General features: G+C 70.0%; 20 protein-coding genes and 1 rRNA gene. 16 read left to right on the top strand and 5 right to left on the bottom strand.

Annotated features, from left to right (window positions below; all coding sequences use genetic code 11):
* The first annotated feature begins 1 nt into the window (after position 1).
* Positions 2 to 412, top strand: a complete 411-nt coding sequence (locus tag KOI35_RS11945; protein WP_215786629.1) for a VOC family protein — start codon at positions 2 to 4, stop codon at positions 410 to 412.
* Here the strand turns inward: KOI35_RS11945 and KOI35_RS11940 are convergent.
* Positions 396 to 1,400 carry a LacI family DNA-binding transcriptional regulator gene (locus tag KOI35_RS11940; RefSeq protein WP_215786627.1) on the bottom strand — a complete coding sequence of 335 codons (1,005 nt, stop codon included), beginning with the start codon at positions 1,398 to 1,400 and terminating at the stop codon, positions 396 to 398. The genes KOI35_RS11945 and KOI35_RS11940 overlap by 17 nt on opposite strands.
* A gap of 104 nt (positions 1,401 to 1,504) precedes the next feature.
* On the opposite strand from KOI35_RS11940, the gene KOI35_RS11935 reads away from it, so the two are divergent.
* Positions 1,505 to 2,335 (top strand): helix-turn-helix transcriptional regulator, encoded by an 831-nt coding sequence (locus KOI35_RS11935; protein WP_215786625.1) that lies wholly within the window; start codon positions 1,505 to 1,507, stop codon positions 2,333 to 2,335.
* 4 nt (positions 2,336 to 2,339) lie between these two features.
* Entirely contained in the window at positions 2,340 to 2,639 is a 300-nt protein-coding gene (locus tag KOI35_RS11930; protein WP_215786623.1) for a protealysin inhibitor emfourin, read from the top strand.
* Positions 2,640 to 2,740: 101 nt separating this feature from the next.
* Here KOI35_RS11930 and KOI35_RS11925 read toward each other — a convergent pair whose 3' ends face one another.
* Entirely contained in the window at positions 2,741 to 2,989 is a 249-nt protein-coding gene (locus tag KOI35_RS11925) for a hypothetical protein (RefSeq protein ID WP_215786622.1), read from the bottom strand.
* Positions 2,990 to 3,329: 340 nt separating this feature from the next.
* Between KOI35_RS11925 and KOI35_RS11920 the strand changes: the two genes are divergently transcribed.
* The gene (locus KOI35_RS11920; protein WP_215786620.1) at positions 3,330 to 3,686 is read left to right on the top strand and encodes a hypothetical protein; all 357 of its coding nucleotides are present in this window, start codon (positions 3,330 to 3,332) and stop codon (positions 3,684 to 3,686) included.
* 7 nt (positions 3,687 to 3,693) lie between these two features.
* Here the strand turns inward: KOI35_RS11920 and KOI35_RS11915 are convergent, their stop codons facing one another.
* Both KOI35_RS11915 and KOI35_RS11910 read right to left on the bottom strand, forming a co-directional pair.
* Positions 3,694 to 4,005 carry a hypothetical protein gene (locus KOI35_RS11915; RefSeq protein ID WP_215786617.1) on the bottom strand — a complete coding sequence of 104 codons (312 nt, stop codon included), beginning with the start codon at positions 4,003 to 4,005 and terminating at the stop codon, positions 3,694 to 3,696.
* Positions 4,002 to 5,876 carry a beta-galactosidase gene (locus KOI35_RS11910; RefSeq protein ID WP_215786615.1) on the bottom strand — a complete coding sequence of 625 codons (1,875 nt, stop codon included), beginning with the start codon at positions 5,874 to 5,876 and terminating at the stop codon, positions 4,002 to 4,004. The genes KOI35_RS11915 and KOI35_RS11910 overlap by 4 nt, the downstream gene beginning before the upstream one ends.
* 172 nt (positions 5,877 to 6,048) lie before the next feature.
* Between KOI35_RS11910 and KOI35_RS11905 the strand changes: the two genes are divergently transcribed.
* The 12 genes from KOI35_RS11905 (at position 6,049) to KOI35_RS11850 (ending at position 18,373) form a co-directional block, all read left to right on the top strand.
* Positions 6,049 to 7,710 carry a CpsD/CapB family tyrosine-protein kinase gene (locus KOI35_RS11905; protein WP_215786613.1) on the top strand — a complete coding sequence of 554 codons (1,662 nt, stop codon included), beginning with the start codon at positions 6,049 to 6,051 and terminating at the stop codon, positions 7,708 to 7,710.
* 211 nt (positions 7,711 to 7,921) lie between these two features.
* Positions 7,922 to 8,848 (top strand): siderophore-interacting protein, encoded by a 927-nt coding sequence (locus KOI35_RS11900; protein ID WP_215786611.1) that lies wholly within the window; start codon positions 7,922 to 7,924, stop codon positions 8,846 to 8,848.
* A 132-nt stretch (positions 8,849 to 8,980) separates the two neighbouring features.
* A complete protein-coding gene (locus KOI35_RS11895; protein WP_215786609.1) occupies positions 8,981 to 9,397 on the top strand; it encodes a response regulator in 417 nt (138 codons plus the stop codon).
* Between the two features lie 96 nt (positions 9,398 to 9,493).
* Positions 9,494 to 9,694, top strand: coding sequence for a Flp family type IVb pilin (locus tag KOI35_RS11890; RefSeq protein ID WP_215786607.1), 201 nt, complete (start codon positions 9,494 to 9,496; stop codon positions 9,692 to 9,694).
* 109 nt (positions 9,695 to 9,803) lie between these two features.
* The gene (locus KOI35_RS48360) at positions 9,804 to 10,163 is read left to right on the top strand and encodes a TadE/TadG family type IV pilus assembly protein (protein ID WP_215786605.1); all 360 of its coding nucleotides are present in this window, start codon (positions 9,804 to 9,806) and stop codon (positions 10,161 to 10,163) included.
* A gap of 5 nt (positions 10,164 to 10,168) precedes the next feature.
* Positions 10,169 to 11,404, top strand: a complete 1,236-nt coding sequence (locus KOI35_RS11880; RefSeq protein WP_215786603.1) for a TadE/TadG family type IV pilus assembly protein — start codon at positions 10,169 to 10,171, stop codon at positions 11,402 to 11,404.
* 22 nt (positions 11,405 to 11,426) lie between these two features.
* Complete coding sequence (locus tag KOI35_RS11875) at positions 11,427 to 12,224, top strand: RcpC/CpaB family pilus assembly protein (RefSeq protein WP_215786601.1); 798 nt, start codon at positions 11,427 to 11,429, stop codon at positions 12,222 to 12,224.
* On the top strand, positions 12,221 to 13,408 hold the full coding sequence (locus KOI35_RS11870) for a CpaE/TadZ family protein (RefSeq protein ID WP_215786600.1): 1,188 nt from the start codon (positions 12,221 to 12,223) through the stop codon (positions 13,406 to 13,408). Before KOI35_RS11875 ends, KOI35_RS11870 begins: the two co-directional genes overlap by 4 nt.
* Positions 13,405 to 14,808 carry a TadA family conjugal transfer-associated ATPase gene (locus KOI35_RS11865; protein ID WP_215786597.1) on the top strand — a complete coding sequence of 468 codons (1,404 nt, stop codon included), beginning with the start codon at positions 13,405 to 13,407 and terminating at the stop codon, positions 14,806 to 14,808. Before KOI35_RS11870 ends, KOI35_RS11865 begins: the two co-directional genes overlap by 4 nt.
* The gene (locus tag KOI35_RS11860; protein WP_215786595.1) at positions 14,805 to 15,770 is read left to right on the top strand and encodes a type II secretion system F family protein; all 966 of its coding nucleotides are present in this window, start codon (positions 14,805 to 14,807) and stop codon (positions 15,768 to 15,770) included. The genes KOI35_RS11865 and KOI35_RS11860 overlap by 4 nt, the downstream gene beginning before the upstream one ends.
* Position 15,771: 1 nt before the next feature.
* Positions 15,772 to 16,686 carry a type II secretion system F family protein gene (locus KOI35_RS11855; protein ID WP_215786594.1) on the top strand — a complete coding sequence of 305 codons (915 nt, stop codon included), beginning with the start codon at positions 15,772 to 15,774 and terminating at the stop codon, positions 16,684 to 16,686.
* Positions 16,687 to 16,717: 31 nt separating this feature from the next.
* The gene (locus tag KOI35_RS11850; protein ID WP_215786591.1) at positions 16,718 to 18,373 is read left to right on the top strand and encodes a sensor histidine kinase; all 1,656 of its coding nucleotides are present in this window, start codon (positions 16,718 to 16,720) and stop codon (positions 18,371 to 18,373) included.
* Between the two features lie 173 nt (positions 18,374 to 18,546).
* On the opposite strand, the gene rrf is transcribed toward KOI35_RS11850, so the two are convergent.
* Positions 18,547 to 18,663, bottom strand: a 5S ribosomal RNA gene (gene rrf / locus KOI35_RS11845).
* Positions 18,664 to 18,905: the final 242 nt, after the last annotated feature.

Genomic DNA, 18,905 nt, shown 5'->3' with positions numbered 1-18,905 from the left:
CATGAACCTGACTATTCACAACACGTTCCTTCCGGCCGACAACCCCGAGGCATCACTCACGTTCTGGCGCGACACCATGGGCTTCGAGGTCCGCAACGACGTCGGCTACGGCGACATGCGCTGGATCACCGTCGGTCCGCCCGGGCAGCCGCAGACGTCGATCGTGCTGCACCCGCCGGCCGTCGACCCCGCGCTGACCGACGCCGAGAAGCGCACCATCGCCGAACTCATGGCCAAGGGCAGCTACGCGAGCATCGTGCTGAGCGCTCCGAACGTCGACGAGGCGTTCGAGCAGGTGCAGAAGAACGGCGCCGACGTGGTGCAGGAGCCGATCGACCAGCCGTACGGACTGCGCGACTGCGCCTTCCGCGATCCGGCCGGCAACATGGTGCGCATCAACCAGGCGATCTGACACTCTCGCGCGCGACCAGGGTGGGCGGCAGCAGCCGTACAGGCTCGGTGTGCCGCCCGTCCAGCAGTTTCATCGCGGTCTCGACGGCCAGGGCGCCCACGTCGTGGGCCGGGATGTCGACCGAGGTCAGCGGCAACGGCATGTTGAGGGCGACGTCCCGCGGACACACGGCGACGATCGAGATGTCCGCCGGGACACGCCGCCCGCTCGCCTGCACCTCCTCGAGCACGAGCCGCAGCGCCTCCTCGTTGTGCACGACCAGCGCGGTGACGCCCGGCAGCTGCGCGTCGATGTCGGCCAGACAGGCCCGCACCCCCTCGCGCCCCGGCTCGCACGGGTGCGCGAGCGTCTCCAGGCCCAGCTCGTCCGCCGTCTCGGTGAAACCGGTCAAGAACCTTTCCGCGTACGTGGTCCCGCGCTTGTAGACAGCGGGCGACGGGCCGACCAGCGCGATCCGCCGGTGACCGTGGCCCGACAGGTGCCGCAGCGCCTCGGCCGCGGCCGCCTCGAAATCGAGGTCGACGCACGCGATGCCGGCCGGATCGTCGGGCCGGCCGATCAGCACCGACGGCTGTTTGAGCCGGCCCAGGGCCGGGATACGCACGTCGTCGCGTTCGACGTCCATCACGATGAGCGCGTCGACCATCGTGCTGTGCGCGACGCGTTCCAGCCCCGCCGTGCCCTCGTCCTTGGTCAGCAGCAGCACGTCGTGGTTGTGCAGGCGCGACGCGGTGACCACGGCCGTCGCGAACTGCATGATGACCGGCACGTTGACGTCGACCCGCAGCGGCACGACCAGGGCCAGCACGCTGGTGCGGCTGCTGGCCAGCGCCCGCGCCCCCGCATGCGGGTGGAAGCCGAGCTCGGCGATGGCCGCCTGCACCCGCTCCCGGGTCTGCGCCGAGATCGGGCGGCGGCCGCTGAGCACGTACGACACCGTGCTCGGGGACACCCCCGCGGCCCGCGCCACATCGTTGATCGTCGCCATGCACCCTGCCTCACGCGATAGCTCTCAGCTGGCGATCCTACTGACCGTGCCGCCCGGCAACGCACGGTACGCGGCCGAGGGCCGGGTGGGGCTACCGTCGACCCGTGAGCGACAACGAGCTCGGCCTGTTCCTCCGCCATCGCCGCGAGTCGATCGACCCGGCGACGGCGGGCCTGCCCGCGAGCTCCCGCCGCCGCACACCCGGGCTGCGCCGCGCCGAGGTGGCCACGCTGGCCGGCGTCAGTGTCGAATACGTGACGCGCCTCGAGCAGGGCCGCGACCGCCACCCGTCCGCTCCGGTGCTGGGCGCCCTGGCCGACGTGCTGCGGCTGACCGCCACCGAGCGCGTCCACCTCTACCGCCTGACCAAGGGCGCCGGCGCCCACTTCCCGTGCCGCCCCGGCATGACCCCCGGCCGCGTGGTCCGCCCGACCGTCCGCGCCCTGCTCGACCGGCTCGAGCCGACCCTGGCCGTCCTGGTCAACCAGCTCGGCGACGTGGTGGCCGGCACCCCCGCGTTCCAGGAGTTCGCCGACCCGATCGGCCTGCACGACAACGTCCCGCGCTACGTCTTCACCTCTCCCCGCGCCAAGACGGTCCTCCCCGACTGGCCCGCCGTGGCCGACCACTGGGTGGCCGTCCTCAAGGAGGGCCCGTTCCGAGCCGACCCCTCCATCGCCGCCCTGACCGACGAGCTGTCGGTAACCGCCGGCGACGACTTCACCCGACGACTGACCACCGTCCCCGGCACACCGTCCCGCACCGGCGTCCTGCGGTTGGCCCACCCCACGCTGGGTCCGCTGACCCTGTCCTACGAGTCTCTCGACCTCCCCGCCGACGACGGCCTGCGCCTCCTGGCCTACCTACCGGCCGACCCCGCCACCGCAGCCGCCCTCGACTACCCCTTGCGTCTGGTGTCCCCTTCAGGAGGTTGAACCCGTGGCCGACTACCTTCGCGCCGAGCTGCACCGCACCGGCGGCTTCACCGGCCGCCCCCTGCACACCGTCGCCGACTCGCGCTCGCTGCCGCCGCCCCATGCGGCCCGCCTGCGCCGTCTCATGCAGACACTCGACTTCACCACCTTGACCAGCACCTTCAACCCACCGGCGGGCGCCGACATGTTCCGCTACGACCTGACCCTCCAACGAGGCGACGACCACTGGAAGGGCACCGTCTCCGACGCGTCGATCCCGCCGACGTTGCGCCCGCTACTGCAGTTCCTGGTCGAGCAGCACTGAGTCGCTCGCACCCGCCCGACGTCATGGGACGCAGACGAGGTGCACTTCCGTCGCCCACCTCGAAGACATCCACATCCAGCACCAGGTCGCTGCGGCCTTCCTCAGCGGTCCAGAGGTCGACCAGCAACCGAGGTCGTCCAGGCCTCGCCGGGCAGCAACACCAGAGTCGCTCCGCCACAGGCGTCGACCGCATCAAGACACGCTGCCGTGATCGCAAGCGACACCGGTTCGACCGAGTCGACGCCGCTCGCGAGCACATCGTCCCGGCGAGCAAGCGAGTCGACGATCGCCGTGAGCGTCGCCCGCCACTCCTCCGGGATCGGTCCCACACGTCCGCCGGCCTCGATCATTCCGCCGTCCTCGATCTCGAAACGTCCGGCCGGCGCCGCTACGGCCGCCCGGCCGCCAACCAACTGGACCGAGTCGCAGCGATCGCATTCTCACTCGCGTCGCCCCGAACCCGGCCGACATCTGCGGACTCGCCCTGTGCACCGGCCCAAGCGGCGAACCCCACCAACTCGTAGTCACGATCCCCCACGAGCCGTCCATCCGAGGGCTTTTCGCGATTGCGAACATCCATCTCGCCCTTGTCGTGGCGCAACCACACTGTCGTCGGGCCTGGCGCCGTGCGTTGCCCGACCGCGAGGACAGGGGCACACACTCGGGCGGCGACGCCCCTAGGATGCGAGCGTGGCCGAACTCGTGGTAGCCGACGACGAGGCCTGGCGGGACTGCCTCGGTGTCTCTCCCATGGCTGAGGACATTTCGGGTGACGAATACGTGCGCGAGCTACGGATCCCTGGTCCGGACGCCGAGCTGGTACAAGTTACCTGGGATGTCACTGATGACAGTGTTCGGATACGCCACCATCGGGACGGCAGGATCGTCGCTGACCTGTTCCGCGAGATGGCTACCCTGCTGACGGTGGCCCGGACCGGGCTCGGCGCGGAAGTCATCCTCGAATACGGCTCTGACGGCTGGCTCGGGCGCGCCCGTGTCCGAGTTCGGCCCACAGTCCTCATCGATGACCAGGTTCTGCGTTCGTAACACGAACTCATGTGCAGGTCAGCCAGGCCCAGCGGATCTCGGCCAGAAGGAACTCCGCGCCCTCGTTCCCGTGGTTCCAGACGTCGGTTGTCCAGCCTGTCGGCTGCCGGGAACGGATGTCGGCGGCACAAGTTTCGGGGCTGCCGGCGGGAGTCAGTGTGGCTGTGAACTCCTGGTATTCGGGGATCTTCCAGTAGGTGCCTTCCGGGGTCACCCGCACCTCGCCATGCCGGGCCAACTGCTCGGCCAGGGCGGCCGCGATTTCGAGGCTCCGGGCGGGTGGTGCGTCCGCGAACAGACGCAGATGGACTGTGGTCATGACAGGCCGGTGATGCGGTAGCCGTACGGGTCGAGGATGTCGTCGCCGACCTGGACCGGGGTCGGGTTGTGGTTGATCACTGTGGTCATCGGGCCGCGGCGGCACACCTCGACGTGGCGGGGCAGGTTGGGCAGCGCCGGCGTCAGGCCCAGCTCGTCGATCAGGAATGTGGTCACGGCTCTGATTCCGGGCTCGTCGGGGATCGTGGCCAGGTGGTAGCAGCTGCCGTTGCGGGTGAAGGCCGGTGTGCCGTCAGCGAACGAGGCCAGTGCTGTGGCGCCGTCGAGGTGCAGCACCTCGGCCAGGACTGTGCCCTCGAAGTGCAAGCCGGGACCGTGCACTGTGGCCTCACCGGGGAGCACGCCGGCGAAGTCGGTCACCGTCGCGCCGAGCAGTGGGCCCAGCTGCCGGGTGAAGCCACCGGGGCGGAAGCGGTCGTGCTCGTCGACGATGTCGGTGAAGGCCGTCGTCAGGAGGGCGCCGGTGAACGCCAGTAGGGCCGTGGCATCGGAGATCAGGTGCAGGCTGGGCGCGACGATCAGGCGGTAGTCGTCGAACGGGCCCGACGACCGTACGAAATCGGTCTGGATTCCGGCCGCGAGGAAAGCGGCATGCCACGCGCGCACCTGGGCGATGTAGTCGAGGGGCGCGGGATGGTTGGGCTGGTCCAGGGCCCACCAGCTGTCCCAGTCGAGCACGATGGCGACCTCGGCCCGAGAGGATGGCGGCAGCGAACCAAGCGACGCCAGAGAGGCACCCAAGGCGACGATCTCGCGGAACGTCCGGGTCGAGGGGCCGCCGTGGGGCAACATCGCCGAATGGTATTTCTCGGCGCCGGCCGCGGACTGCCGCCACTGGAAGAACAGCACGCCGTCGGCGCCACGGGCCACGGCCTGCATGCTCATGGCGGCCATCTGGCCGGGGGCCTTGGCCGCGTTGTTCTCGCGCCAGTTCACGTAGTTCGGCGCCTGCTCCATCAGGATCCACGGCCGGCCGGGCTTGAGTGAGCGCATCAGGTCGCGGGCGAAGGCGCCGTCGGCGTACGAGTGGGGGTCGCGCGGGTCCGGGTAGGTGTCGTCGGCGATCACGTCGACCTCGTCCGCCCACGACCAGTAGTCGGTGGGTTTGAAGGCGCTCATCATGTTGGTCGTCAACGGCTGCGTGGCTCCGGCCGTACGGATGATCTGCTTCTCCATCCGCAGCAGCTCGAGCAGCATGTCGGAGCTGAACCGCTTGAAGTCGAGCACCTGGCCCGGGTTCACGCTGTAGGGCGCGTGCCGGGGCGGCAGCACCTGGGCGAAGTCGGTGTACCGCTGCGACCAGAACATGGTGCCCCAGGCGTCGTTCAGCGCGTCGACGTCGCCGTACCGCCGGGCCAGCCAGGTTCGGAAGGCGGCCGCGGCCTGGTCGGAGTAGTCGTACGCGACGTGGCAGCCGAGCTCGTTGTTGATGTGCCAGAGCACGACGGCCGGATGGTCCTTGTAGCGCTCCACTGTGGTGCGTACCAGGTCGGACGCCAGTCGCCGGTAGTCGGGCGAGGTGGGTGCGTAGTGCTGCCGGCTGCCGGGCCAGCGGACGACACCGTCGGCGTTCTCGGTCAGCACGCCCGGATACTTCGTGGTGAGCCAGGGCGGCGGGGACGCGGTGCCGGTCGCGAGGTCGACGGCGATCCCGGACTCGTGCAGCAGATCGATGACCTGGTCGAGCCACGCGTAGTCGTACACACCCTCGTCGGGCTGGATCCGCGCCCACGAGAACACGCCCACGGTGGCCAGGTTGACCCCGGCCTCGCGCATCAGGCACACGTCCTCGGACCACACGTCGGAGGGCCACTGCTCGGGGTTGTAGTCCCCGCCGTAGTAGATCGGCATGCCTTCATCCTGGGGGAACCCGCTGGTAACCGACAGGGGCTCCGGTAGCGGCTCGTGTCGATCCCGCCGTAGGCTGCTGATCGAGGCGGCATAGCGGGAGGGCGGACCCGGCATGACGACGGACGGCAGACCTGTGCGACTTCTGCGTGGGTACGGCTGGTGGATCCTTCTGGTGACCGTTTTGATCACCGCCGGGGCATACGCCGCGAGCCGCGCCGAGAAGTCCGACTTCCGGTCGGCCGCGACCGCCGTGGCCAGTCCGCGACTGCGGGCCGGCATCGACCCGGTTCCGGCCAATCCGGGCACCGAGCGGGAGATCGCCCGGTCCGGCACGGTGCTGCGGGCGGTCGCCACCGAACTCAAGATCAGCGAGGACGAGCTGGCCGGCGGTCTCAGCGTCGAGACGGCCGACAGTGGCGGGGCCGCGGTCGTCGTCGCGTACACCGACCGCGACGCGGCCGTCGCCCAGCAGCGCGCTCAGGCCGTCGCCACCGAGTACGTGCGCTACCGCAACACCAGCACGTCCCAGTACGGCATCGCCGCCTCGCTGGTCTCGCCGGCCGGCCCGGCCGTCGAGCAGCGGACCCCGCTCTGGATCCCGCTCGCCGCCGGCGCCCTCGCCGGCCTGCTGCTCGGGCTGCTCTCGGCCTGGGGGCTGGCCCGCCGCCGGGACAGGATCCGCGGGCGGGCCCATTTCGAGCGCGAGACCGGGGTGAAGGTGCTGGCCACGATCCCGCGGGCGCGGCGCCCGCGCGGGCCCGGCGCGCCCCTGCCGGTGCTGCTGCGTGCTCCCGGTTCGGCCGACGCCGAGTCCTACCGCTATCTGCGGGCGCGCCTCGAGCCACGCCTGAAGAACCCGGCCACGGTGCTGGTCGCGGGCGCCCGCGACGGCGAGGGCCGCAGCACCACCGCGGCCAACCTGGCCGTCGCCCTGGCCCAGGCCGGGCGGCGGGTGGCGCTGATCGACACCGACGTACGCCACCCCGCGCTGCACCTGATGTTCGACCTGTCCCGTGACCGCGGGCTGACCAACGTGCTGGCCGGCGAGCATTCGCTGGCCGAGACCCTGGCCGCGGGCGCGATCGTCAACCTGCGGGTGCTGGCCGCGGGGGCCCTGCGCGACGGCGGGCCCGACCTGCTCGCCGCGGGCGGCCTGGCCGGGCTGCTGCACGAGCTCAAGCAGCAGTGCGACGTGGTGCTGCTCGACTCGCCGGCGCTGCTGGGTGTCGCCGACGCGCTCGCGCTGGCCGGGCACAGCGACCACGTGCTGCTGGTGACCGACTATCGCCGCACCAGCCGGGCCGCGGCGGTGCTGGCCGCGAGCGAACTCGAGCAGGTGGCGCCGGGCCGGGTAGCCGCCGTGCTGATCGGGGTTCCGGAGCGGGACGGAGGCCTCATTCCCCGTACGGGCACCGGCCGCGCACCCGCCGGTCCCGCGCTCACGCCCCCGGTCGACCGCTTCGCGGTGCTGGAGGGCCCGGGCGATGAAGACGCCCACGCCGCCCCACGCGCTCCATCCGCACCGCCCGACTCGGCACCGCTCGCGACACCCAGGTCCACAGCGCTTCCGTCCGCACGGCCCGTGTCCGCGACGCCCGCGCAGCCGGTGTCCGCGGCGCCCGCACCCGCCGCCCAGCCGGTTTCCGACCAGCCCGCGCCAGAGCAGCCGAAGCCGGAGCCGGAGAGGAAGAAGCCCGCCCGACCGGCCCGCGCGAAGGTCGCGATCCCCAAGCCGCGCGTCTACACGTCGGCCGCGAAGGCCGAGGCCGAGGCCCGAGTACAGGCGAAAGCGGCCGCCGAAGCGGTCACCGAGGACGCAAAAGCCGAGAAGTAGCGGGCGAAAGCAGCAGCCGAGGCAGAAGTAGCAGGCAAGGCAGAAGTAGCAGCCGAGCGGGAAGTAGCAGGCGAGCGGGAAGTAGCAGGCGAGCGGGAAGTAGCAGGCGAGCGAGAAGTGACAGCCGAGCCCGAGTAAGCAGCCCGACTGGCAACCCCGGGACCTCACCGGTTAGGTTAGGCAGACCTAACCCCCACCCGGGAGGCCCGCCGTGACCCAGACCGCCGATCCGGTGACGACCGCGCCCCCGTGGCGGTTCTTCGCGACCGAGGTGCGCGCGGTCCGGCAGCTGAGCCCGCACTTCGTCCGGGTCACCTTCACCGGCGACGATCTGCACGAGTTCGCCGACAACGGCTTCGACCAGCGCATCAAGCTGATCCCGCCGCTCCCCGCGAGCGGCCACGAACACCTGCCGACCGGCCCCGACTGGTACACCGAGTGGCGTGACCTGCCCGAGGAGCGGCGCAACCCGATCCGCACCTACACCGTCCGCGCCGTGCGCCCCCACCTGCGCGAGGTCGACGTCGACATGGTGCTGCACGGCGTCAACGGCCCCGCCTCGAAGTTCGCGGCCGAGGCGGCCCCGGGCGCCCGGGCCTGCCTGCTGGGCCCGAACGCGGCCTTCGGCGGCCTGCACGGTGGCATCGACTTCCACCCGCCCGCGCACACCGACTGCCTGCTGCTGGGCGGGGACGAGACCGCGGTGCCGGCCATCGCCTCGATCCTGGAGCGCCTGCCCGCCGACGCCCGTGGTGAGGTGCTGCTCGAGGTGTCCTCGGCCACCGATGCGCTGGAGCTGCGGCGCCCGGACGGCGTTCGCGTGACCTGGCTGGCGCGCGACGACACCGCGTACGGGGAAAAGCTGCTTCCCTCCGTACGGGCGGCGACGCGCCGGATCTTCGGCGACGACCACCTGGCGGCGCAGAACGTCGAGCTCGAGGACGTGGACGTCGACCACGACGTGCTGTGGGAGGTCCCGGAGGAGGTCGTGGACGTGAGCCGCTTCTACGCGTGGCTCGCGGGCGAGGCCGGGATGATCAAGCTGCTGCGCCGGCACCTGGTGGCCGAGTGCGGCGTCGACCGCAAGCTGGTCGCGTTCATGGGCTACTGGCGCCTGGGACGTGCCGAGGGAAGCTAGGTTCTGTCGCCTAGATCGGTTCTAGTCCCCTTTTCCGCCGAATTCCCCCGGTGGGGTGGCTTTTCGCCTAGCGTTTTCGTTGAGGCGAGCGGTGCCACGGGCGCGGCTCCACCGAGCCCGAGGGGAGAGGCGATGTGGAACACCTCGACGCCCCAGCAAGGCCCGGTCGTCCTGCTGGTGGAGGACGACGAGGACCTGCGCGACATGACGACGCAGATGCTCGAGCTGCGCGGCTTCCAGGTGCTGGTCGCGACTGATGCGGTCAGCGCCATCACCAAGTGCCGCGTGCACGAGGGGAAGATCGACGTACTGCTGACCGACCTGGGCCTGCCGGGGGTGTCCGGCGGCGAGCTGGCCCGTTCCGCGCACGCCGTCCGGCCGGGCATGGAGACCGTCTACGTCTCCGGCATGCCGCAGGAGATCGCGATCCGCCGGGGCATCATCAAGCGCGGCGCGCCCTTCATCGCCAAGCCGTTCACGGCGGACCAGCTGGCCGGCATGCTGCGCTCGGTCCTGGCCCAGCACAACAGCAACGCACCTGCACCCTGATACACCGGTCCGCTAACTCAAGTCTTGGCCGCATCCCCCGATTCTTACTGTTGCAAGGCCGCGAGATACGCAGCCAAAACAACTGGGGGAAACAACATGCTGCCGCTGCACTTCATCTGCGCTTACGTCCAGTCCCACCTCGCCGCCAAGAAGGACGACGAGGGTGCCACCGCCGTCGAGTACGGCCTGCTGGTCACGCTCATCGCCGTCGTCCTGATCGCCGGCGCCACGATCTTCGGCAACAAGATCAGCGCGATGTTCACCGCTGTCGGTAACAAGCTGGTCTCGCCGTCCTGACCTAGGAAGGCCGGTAGTCACGAAAGTGCTCACCGCCAGCTGCAATTCCCCCCGCCCCGGGGTGCGCGCCGTTCGCCGGCCGCCCCGGGGTGAGGGGGGCGCAGCCGCGGTGGAGACCGCGATCGTGATGCCGCTGATCCTGCTGATGTTGTTCGGCATCATCGACTTCGGCCGGGCCCTTCAGCAACAGACACAACTCACTGCCGCCGTCCGGGAAGGGGCCCGGACGGGGGCGTTGAACGGCACCTCGGCACAGGTCCAGGCCAAGGTCACCGCCGTGGCCAACACCGGCGCCACCATCTCGTACACCACGCTCACGCTCTGCGGCGGCACGTCGGCCGACGCCGTCGTCACCGCCAAGCAGACCTTCACCGCACTCACGCCGATCTTCTCGATCATGGCGTTGTTCAATCAGACCGCCAGTATCAGCTCGCTGACCGCCACCGGAGTGATGGCGTGCACGGGCTGATTCGCATGTCCACCCGCCGGGTTCTGCGCGTCATGCGCCGGATCCGGCATCGCCATGCCTCCGATCACGGCGTCGTCGCCGCGATGATCGCCGTGCTGTGCGCCACCGGCATGTTCTTCGGCATGGGCGCGATCGTCATCGACGTCAACCAGATCGCGCTCGAGCGGGCCGAGCTCCAGTCCGGCGCCGACGCCGCCTCGTGGGCGATCGCCGTGCACTGCATCGACGACCCGACCAAGTGCACGGTCGCCGGGCAGACCGCGACCGCCACGAAATACACCAACAGCAACATAAAGCGCGGTGTGGCCGACGCGCAGTTCTGCATCTACACCACCTCGTGCTCCGGGATCACCTGGGGCAGCCCGATCACCTGCCCTACCACGACCATCACCGGTGGCACCTCGGTCGAGGTGCGCACGAGCACCCGGCTGGCCAACGGCTCGACGCTGTTGCCGCCGTCGTTCGCCGGCACGCTGTCGGGCATGACCTACACCGGGCAGAAGGTCGGCGCCTGCGGACGCGTGGCCTGGGGCCCGGTCACCCAGAGCAAGGTGTTCGCCATGGGCATCTCGCTATGTGACTGGAAGCGGATGACCAACAACGGCACGGCCTTCTACGGCCCGGTCACCTCGCTGCTCGGTCAGCTCGGCCTCTACTCCGTGCTGGGTCTGCCCTCTCCGACCGCCTCGATCGACAGCGCCATCCCGACCGTGCTGCCGGCCTCGGTGCTCGGTCTCCCGCTGCCCAACTGCGGCATCACGCAGCTGACGACGCCACGCGGTTGGGTCTGGCTGGGCAACAACGACTACTCCAGTCCCGACGCCAACTGCGAGATCACCCTCAAGGTCGGTGACCTGCCCCGGTCGTTCCTGCTGTCCGGCCTCACCCAGGGCCTGCTGTGCGCGAACCGGCTGCAGCAGATCCTGGCCGCCCGGCAGCCGGTCCTGATCCCGATCTTCGACCAGATCGAGCAGACGCTGCTCTCGGTGGCGCCGACCTACCGCATCGCCGGGTTCGCGCCGTTCGTCTTCACCGGCTACACGAGCCTGCTCAGCGGCCTGCTCACCGGGGTCGGCAGCTTCCTGCAGACCGGCGGCGTGCCGTCGCTGCTGCAGTCGACGCTGTGCGGGGCGTCGCAGTGCATCTACGGCTACTTCACCAAATCCCTGGTCCCGGTCGACACCCCGGTGTTCGGAACCGGCCCGGACTACGGAGCCACGATCATCGCGCGGACCGGATGACGGTCGGGGACAGGAGGTAGCCATGCGCCGGCGCATCGTCATGCTGGTCGCCGCGGCCGTGCTGGCACTGCTCAGCGCGGTGGCGGTCGTCGCCTATGCCCGCGGGTCCGACCGCCGGGCCGTGGAGGGCAAGAAGGGTACGTGGGTCCTGCTCGCCACGGCCGACATCCCGAGCGGCACCACCGGGTCCCAGATCCGGGCCAAGCGTCTGGTGCGTCAGGTGCTGATGCCGGCCGAGACAGTGCCGTCGGGTGCACTCACCAAGCTGGACACGTCGTTCGACTCGCGCAAGCTGAACGCCGCCCTGCAGCCCGACCAGATGCTGCTGACCCGGCAGTTCGACACCGGCACGAAGCCGATCGCCAGCCCCTCGCCCACCTTCAAGATCCCGGCCGGTCTGGTCGCGGTCAGCGTCGAGCTCGGCATCGCCCCTCAGGTCGCGGGCAACGTCAAGCGCGGCGACAAGGTCACGGTGTTCGTCACCGTGCCCAAGACCGAGACCGAGACGAACCCGCAACGGACCTGGGTCGTGCTCCCCCAGGCCACTGTGGTCAGTGTCGGCGAGGCCGAGATCTCCACACCGGCCCCGAGCGCGATCTCAGCCAGCGGCCTCAACGCGATCGTTCCGACCGTGGTGCCCAGTCCCACCGGCACCTCGATCCCGCTCAAGCGCTACGTGGTCACGCTGGCCGTCACCGGGGAACAGGCCGAGCTGGTGATCAACGGGTACAACCGCGGGTATCTGCACCTGGGCCTTCTGGGCAGCGGCGCCACCGTCACCGCGGCGCCGGTCGTGATCGAGAGCGGGGCCGCCGGATGAGCCTGTACGTCTACCTTGAACCCGACCGTGAACTGCTGGCCGAACGCGGGCCGGAGTTCCAGTCGGTCGGCGGTTCCCTCGTGCACAGCATGGCCGAGCTCGAGGCCCACCTGCCCCGCTACCCCGAGACGCTGCTGGTCGTGATGGGCGCGAGTGTCGACCTCGACGAGGCGCTGATGTTCGCGGCCTACCAGCGGTTGCAGCGGCCCCTGATCGGGGTGGTGCTGGTCCGCAAGTCGCTGCAGCCGGGCGACGTGATCCGCTGTCTGCAGGCCGGCATCCGGGACGTGGTCGAGGAGGCCGACTGGGACGCGATCCGCCAGGCCACCAGCCGTTCGGTCGACATCTCCAAGGCGCTCAGCATGACGATGCGCTCCGGGGCCGACGTCGCACCGCACGGCCGGATCATCACCGTGTTCGCCGGCAAGGGCGGGTGCGGCCGCAGTTTCGTCGCCGTCAACCTGGCCGTGGCACTGTGGGCCGGCGGCGCCCGGCGGGTGCTCATCGTCGACCTCGACCTGCAGTTCGGCGACGTGGCGATCATGCTCAAGCTGCCGCCCGACCGCAGCATCGCCGGCGGGATCGCGATGGCGGGCCGCCTCGACGAGCCGGGACTGCGCTCGATCGTCACGCCGTACCGTCCCGGCGTGGATGCCCTGCTCGCTCCGGGAAATCCGGCGCAGGGTGAACACGTACGGCGGGAACTGGTCCTGGAAATTCTGGACGCCGCCCGTCCGCACTACGACTTCATCGTGATCGACACCCCGGCCATCGTCACCGACCAGGTGCTGGCCGCGCTCGACGTGTCCGACTGGTTCGTGCCGATCGTGACGCCCGACCTGCCGACGCTCAAAACGGTGCGGCTCACCGTCGAGATGTTCGACATGCTGGAGTATCCGCGCGACCGCAGCCTGCTCGTCTTCAACCGCGCCAACACCCAGGTCGGCCTGACCACGGCCGACGTCGAGGAGGCGATCGGCATGCCGTTCGCGTCGCTCGTGCCGTCCAGCCGGGACGTGCCGATCTCGGTCAACCAGGGCGAGCCGCTGCTGCTGACCGAGCCGCTGCACCCGGTCAGCCGGGCGATCCGCCAGCTGGCCGACCGTTGCGCCGGCACCGAGACCCCACCCGAGCCGAAACGCGGGCTGCTGAGCGGCCTCAAACGTAAGAAGGCCCTGCGGTGAGCCTCTCCGCGCGCCTCGGCCTCTACGGCAACCGCGCCGCGAGCGGCGAGGAGGACACCGAGCAGCCGGTCGAGGAACAGCAGGCGCCGCAACGCGGGTCGGCCCAGCGCTACCGGGCGGCCGGACGCCAGGCCGCCGACCCGGTCTACGACGTACGCCTGCGGATCCAGCGCCGGCTGGCCGACGAACTCGGCCCCACCCTCTACAACAGCCGCGGCGAGGACGAGGCCCTCAACGACCGGGTCCGCGAGGTGCTGTTCGACCTGATCGCCCGGGAGGAGACCCCGCTCTCCGGCGGCGACCGGGCGCGGATCATCAAAGAGGTCACCGACGAGGTCCTCGGGCACGGCCCGATCGAGACGCTGCTGCGCGACCCGTCGGTCACCGAGGTGATGGCCAACGGGCCCAAGCACATCTTCGTCGAACGTTTCGGCCGCATCGAGCGCACCGAGGTCGAGTTCGACGACGACGCCCACCTGCGGCGCATCATCGACCGGATCTGCGGCCGGGTGGGCCGGCGCGTCGACGAGGCCAGCCCGATGGTCGACGCCCGCCTGCCCGACGGCAGCCGCGTCAACGCGATCGTGCCGCCGATCGCCCTGGACGGGGCGTCGCTGACGATCCGGAAGTTCTCGGCCACCCCGCTGACCGTGGGCGACCTGGTCTCGTACGGGACCCTGACCCGCTCGGCGGCCGAGTTCCTCGACGCGGCGGTCCGCGGCCGGCGCAACGTGGTGGTCAGCGGCGGTACCGGCTCGGGTAAGACGACGATCCTCAACGTGCTGTCCAGCTTCGTGCCCGACGACGAGCGGATCGTCACCATCGAGGACGCGGCCGAGCTGCGCCTGGGTCAGGAACACGTCGTACGGCTGGAATCGCGTCCGTCCAATGCCGAGGGACGGGGCATCATCAGCACCCGTGACCTGGTCAAGAACGCGCTGCGGATGCGCCCCGACCGGATCGTGGTCGGTGAGGTCCGCGACTCGGCCGCCCTCGACATGCTGCAGGCCATGAACACCGGCCACGACGGCTCGCTGACCACCCTGCACGCCAACACCCCGCGCGACGCCGTGTCCCGCCTCGAGACCATGGTGCTGATGGCCGGCATGGACCTGCCCAGCCGCGCCATCCGCGACCAGATCTCCTCCGCGGTCGACCTGATCATCCAGATCACCCGCTTCAAGGACGGCGCCCGCAAGGTCACCCACATCACCGAGGTGGTCGGCATGGAGGGCGACACCGTCACACTGCAAGACCTTTTCCTGTACGACCTGGGGCCGGACGTTCCGCCGCACCTCGCGCAGTTGAAGCCGACCGGCATCCGTCCCCGGTTCGGCGACCATCTCGCGATGTACGGCGTGCAGTTGCCGGCCGGCATGTTCGGGACCGGCAAACGATGACCGCGGCCCGCTGGGCCGTCGCCCTACCGGCCGCCCTCACCACGTTCCTGCTGCTCACCGTGGTCATCGAGCGGATCTTCGGCCGTACGCCGATGCAGCGGCGACTGACCACACTGAAGCAGTACACCGTGGGCGAACGTCAGGTCGCCCCGCCGATGGTGCGCCGGTGGCAGAAGGCCCTGGGCGACTTCGTCGAACAGTCCCCCGGCCTGACCTCGCTGGCCGCGCGGGCCTCGCCCAAACTCGACCGGGCCGCGGTGCAGATGCGACCGAGCGAGTGGCTGGCCGTACGGGCCCTCATCGCCGTGCTGGCGGCACTGGTCGGGATGCTGCTCCTGCCCCCGGCGCTCGGCCTGCTGGCCGGGCTGATCCTCGGCTTCGTGCTGCCCGGCATGCTGCTCGGCGCCCAGATCAACCGGCGCCGCAAACGGTTCGCCGACGAGCTGCCGACCATGCTCCAGCTGGTCCTCAGTGCGCTGCGGTCCGGCTTCACCCTGCAGCAGTCGGTCGAGGCGGCCGTACGCGACGACGAGGGCCCGGTCGCCGAGGAGTTCAGCCGGGCGCTGTCCGAGACCCGGATCAGCGGCGAGTTCGAGGACGCGCTGGCCCGGGCGGGCGAGCGGGTGGAGAGCTCCGAACTGACGTGGCTGGTGATGGCGCTGCGCCTGCAACGCGAGACCGGCGGCAGCCTGGCCGAGGTCATGCAGACCACTGCCGAGACCATGCGGGAACGCGCCTACCTGCGCCGGCACGTGCGCTCGTTGTCGGCCGAGGGCCGCATGTCGGCGTACGTGCTGGTCGCTCTGCCGATCTTCACCACCGGCATGCTCCTGGTCGTGCAGCCGACCTACATCACCCCGCTGTTCAGCTCGTTCGCGGGGATCGGGCTGCTCTCCGTCGCGTTCCTCATGCTGGCCGGCGGCGCCCTCTGGCTGCGGGCCGTGACGAAGATCGAGGTGTGACATGGCCAGCGGCGCGATCCTCGTCCTGATCGCCACCGGTGCGGTCGTGCTGGCGGTCGGATGCGTCGCGGCCGCGGTCACCATCCCGCCCAGCCGACGCCAGCGGATGCTCGGCATCCTGCACCAGTTCGACCGCAGCCGGAACTCGCCCCGCGCGGTGGAGAAGCCGGTCGGCGGCGCCCTGCGCGAACCCGTGGTGGCGGCGATCCAGCAGGTCGGCAACGCGCTCGCCCCGCCGCCGGTGCGCAACCGGATCTCCCGGCACCTCGACTACGCCGGCAACCCCAAGGACTGGCCGCTCGACCGGGTCATCCGCGGCCGGATGGTGGCCGGCGTAGTGATCGGCCTGCTGTTCTGGGTGATCGGCCAGCACACCTCGTTCGGGTACGGGCTGCTCGGCCTGCTCGGCGGCTTCGTGGTCGGACTGCACGTGCCCGACCTGCTGGCCTACAACGCCGGGGTGAAACGGCAGGAGCAGCTGATGCTCGCGCTGCCCGACGTGCTGGACGCGATGGTGATCGGCGTCGAGTCCGGCCTCGGCATGGACGCGGCGATGTCCCAGGTGGCGCAGCTGCTGCGCGGGCCGATGCCGGACGAGCTGAACCGGGTGCTGCAGGAGATGCGGCTCGGCGTCTCACGGACGGCGGCCCTGCGTGCGCTCGGGGCCCGGACCACCGTACGGGATCTCAAAACGCTCATCACCGCGCTGGTGCAGGCCGGTGAGCTGGGTATCTCGGTGGCCGGCATCCTGCGTGAGCACGCCATCGACCAGCGCACCCGGCGCCGTCAGCGGGCCGAGGAACAGGCCCAGAAGGTGACCGTCAAGCTGCTCTTCCCGGTGCTGTTCTGCCTGTTCCCGGTCATCTTCATCATCGTGCTGGGACCGGCCGCGATCCGGATCATGGGGCAGCTCTAAGTCTTTTGCCGTCCGGGCCGAACGGTGTGATGTGAGCTCCGTCGCCGACGAGCAGAGGCGCCTCGCTGTCCTGCACGAATACTGCGTGCTCGACGCCCCCGCCGACGAGGAGCTGACCACCGTCGTCCGGGTCGCCGCCCTGGTCGCCGGGGTGCCGACGGCCACGCTCAACCTGATCGACGAGAGCCGGCAGTGCCAGCTGACCACGTACGGGTTCGAGGGCGGCAACACGGCCCGCTCCGACTCGATGTGCGCCATCCAGTTCCGGGCCGGCCGGTTCGTCCACGTCTCCGACGCCCGCGAACACCCGGTCTACCGCGACAACCCGTGGGTCGACGGCCGGCTCGCGTACGTCCGCTTCTACGCCTCGGCGCCCCTGATCACGCCCGAGGGGTATGCGCTGGGCACCCTGTGCGCCTTCGACGACCAGGTCAAGGAACTCAGCGACGACCAGGCCGGACGGCTCATCGACCTGGCCGACGTGCTGGTGGCGCTGTTCGAACGGCGACGGCAGGCCCGGCTCAACGAACGCCTCGCCGTGGAGACGGAGCACCGCAAGAAGTTCATCACGGCGGTGCTCGAGACGATCGACGTCGGCCTCGTCGTCGCCGATCACGACGGGCACGTGACGCTGCTCAACCGGGCCGCCCGCGACTGGCACGGCATGGACGCCGACTCCTCGCTCGACCCGTCGGCGCTGCCCAGCCGCTACGGACTCTTCGACGCCGACGGCCACTCCCGGCTGACGCCCGAACAGATCCCGTTGCTGCGGGCGTTGCGGGAGGGGCGGATCGAGAACGTCGAGATGACCGTACGGGTCCCGGCCCGCCCGGCGCTGCTGATCAGCTGCAACGGCGCCCGCATGATGGACGACGCGGGCGACATTCTGGGGGCGGTGGTCGCGATGACCGACGTCACGGCCGACCGGGCCTACCGGCGCGAGATCGAACGGGCCAGCGCCGAGATCGCCGCCCGCGGCGACCAGCTGACCGCGGCCCTGGTCGAACTGCGACGCTCGAACGAGGAACTGGAACAATTCGCCGGGGCCGTCTCACACGACCTGGTCCGCCCGATGGCGGCCGCGCACGGCTTCCTCGACCTGCTGGCCGGCGAGTACAAGGGAACGCTGGACGACCGGGCCACGAAGTGGTTGACCGGGGCGATGCGCTCGGTCGAGCGGATGCAGAAACTGGTGGACTCGTTGCTCCGGTACGCCCGAGCGGGCCAGACGCCGTACCAGGCCGAGCCGGTGCCGCTGAACAACGTGGTGCTGGACGTGCTGGCCGACCTGCGCACGGCGACCGAGAGCAGCGGGGCCCAGATCTCGGCCACCGACGACCTGCCGACGATCCAGGGCGACCCGGTCCTGCTCCGTCAGCTGTTCCAGAACCTGATCGACAACGCGATGAAGTACCGCCACCCGGCCCGGCCGTGCCACATCACGGTGAGTGCCGAGGCCCACCCCGACGGGTGGATCGTGCGGGTGGCCGACAACGGGATCGGCATTCCGCCGTCGCAGCGGTCCCGGGTGTTCGAGATGTTCGCCCAGGTCGACCCCAAGCAGCAGAAGGGCTACGGGATCGGTCTATCGACGTGTCTGCGCATTCTCGAGCGGCATCACGGCACGATCGACCTCGAGGAAACCCCAGGTGGCGGCACCACAGTCTGCTTGAAGCTGCCGAGATAGCCCGCCCTCCCTTGGGGGCCCCCGTCCGGAACCATTATCGCGGATTTTCCGTGATCGCCGGCGCCACCGATGGGTCAGCTGTGGATAAACAGGAATTGTGGATAACGAACGAAAAAGCCCGGAAATGACAGTAGGCCCACCCGTTCCCGGGTGGGCCTACTGTTTCACGTTGAGTCCGGCGGCGTCCTACTCTCCCACACCCTCCCGAGTGCAGTACCATCGGCGCTGGAGGGCTTAGCTTCCGGGTTCGGAATGAGACCGGGCGTTTCCCCTCCGCTATGACCACCGAAACAGCTGTCAGCGCGGAACAATCCAACACCACCCCAGCCTGGGTTCAGATACCGGCTTGGATCAGCCGGCAACCTTCCCCCCTGCACACCCCCTGATCTTTCAGGGGTGGGTGGTGGTTGTTCGTTTGCTGTGAATCACACAGTGGACGCAAGCAGAATGTTTAGGGTGGTTAAGCCCTCGGCCTATTAGTACCGGTCAACTGAACCAGTTACCTGGCTTACATCTCCGGCCTATCAACCCA

Origin of the sequence: Paractinoplanes bogorensis, assembly GCF_018829635.1 — a bacterium.
Lineage (GTDB): Bacteria > Actinomycetota > Actinomycetes > Mycobacteriales > Micromonosporaceae > Actinoplanes > Actinoplanes bogorensis.
The sequence above is the reverse complement of the archived record's forward strand: the minus strand, read 5'-3'. Positions and strand labels throughout refer to the sequence as shown.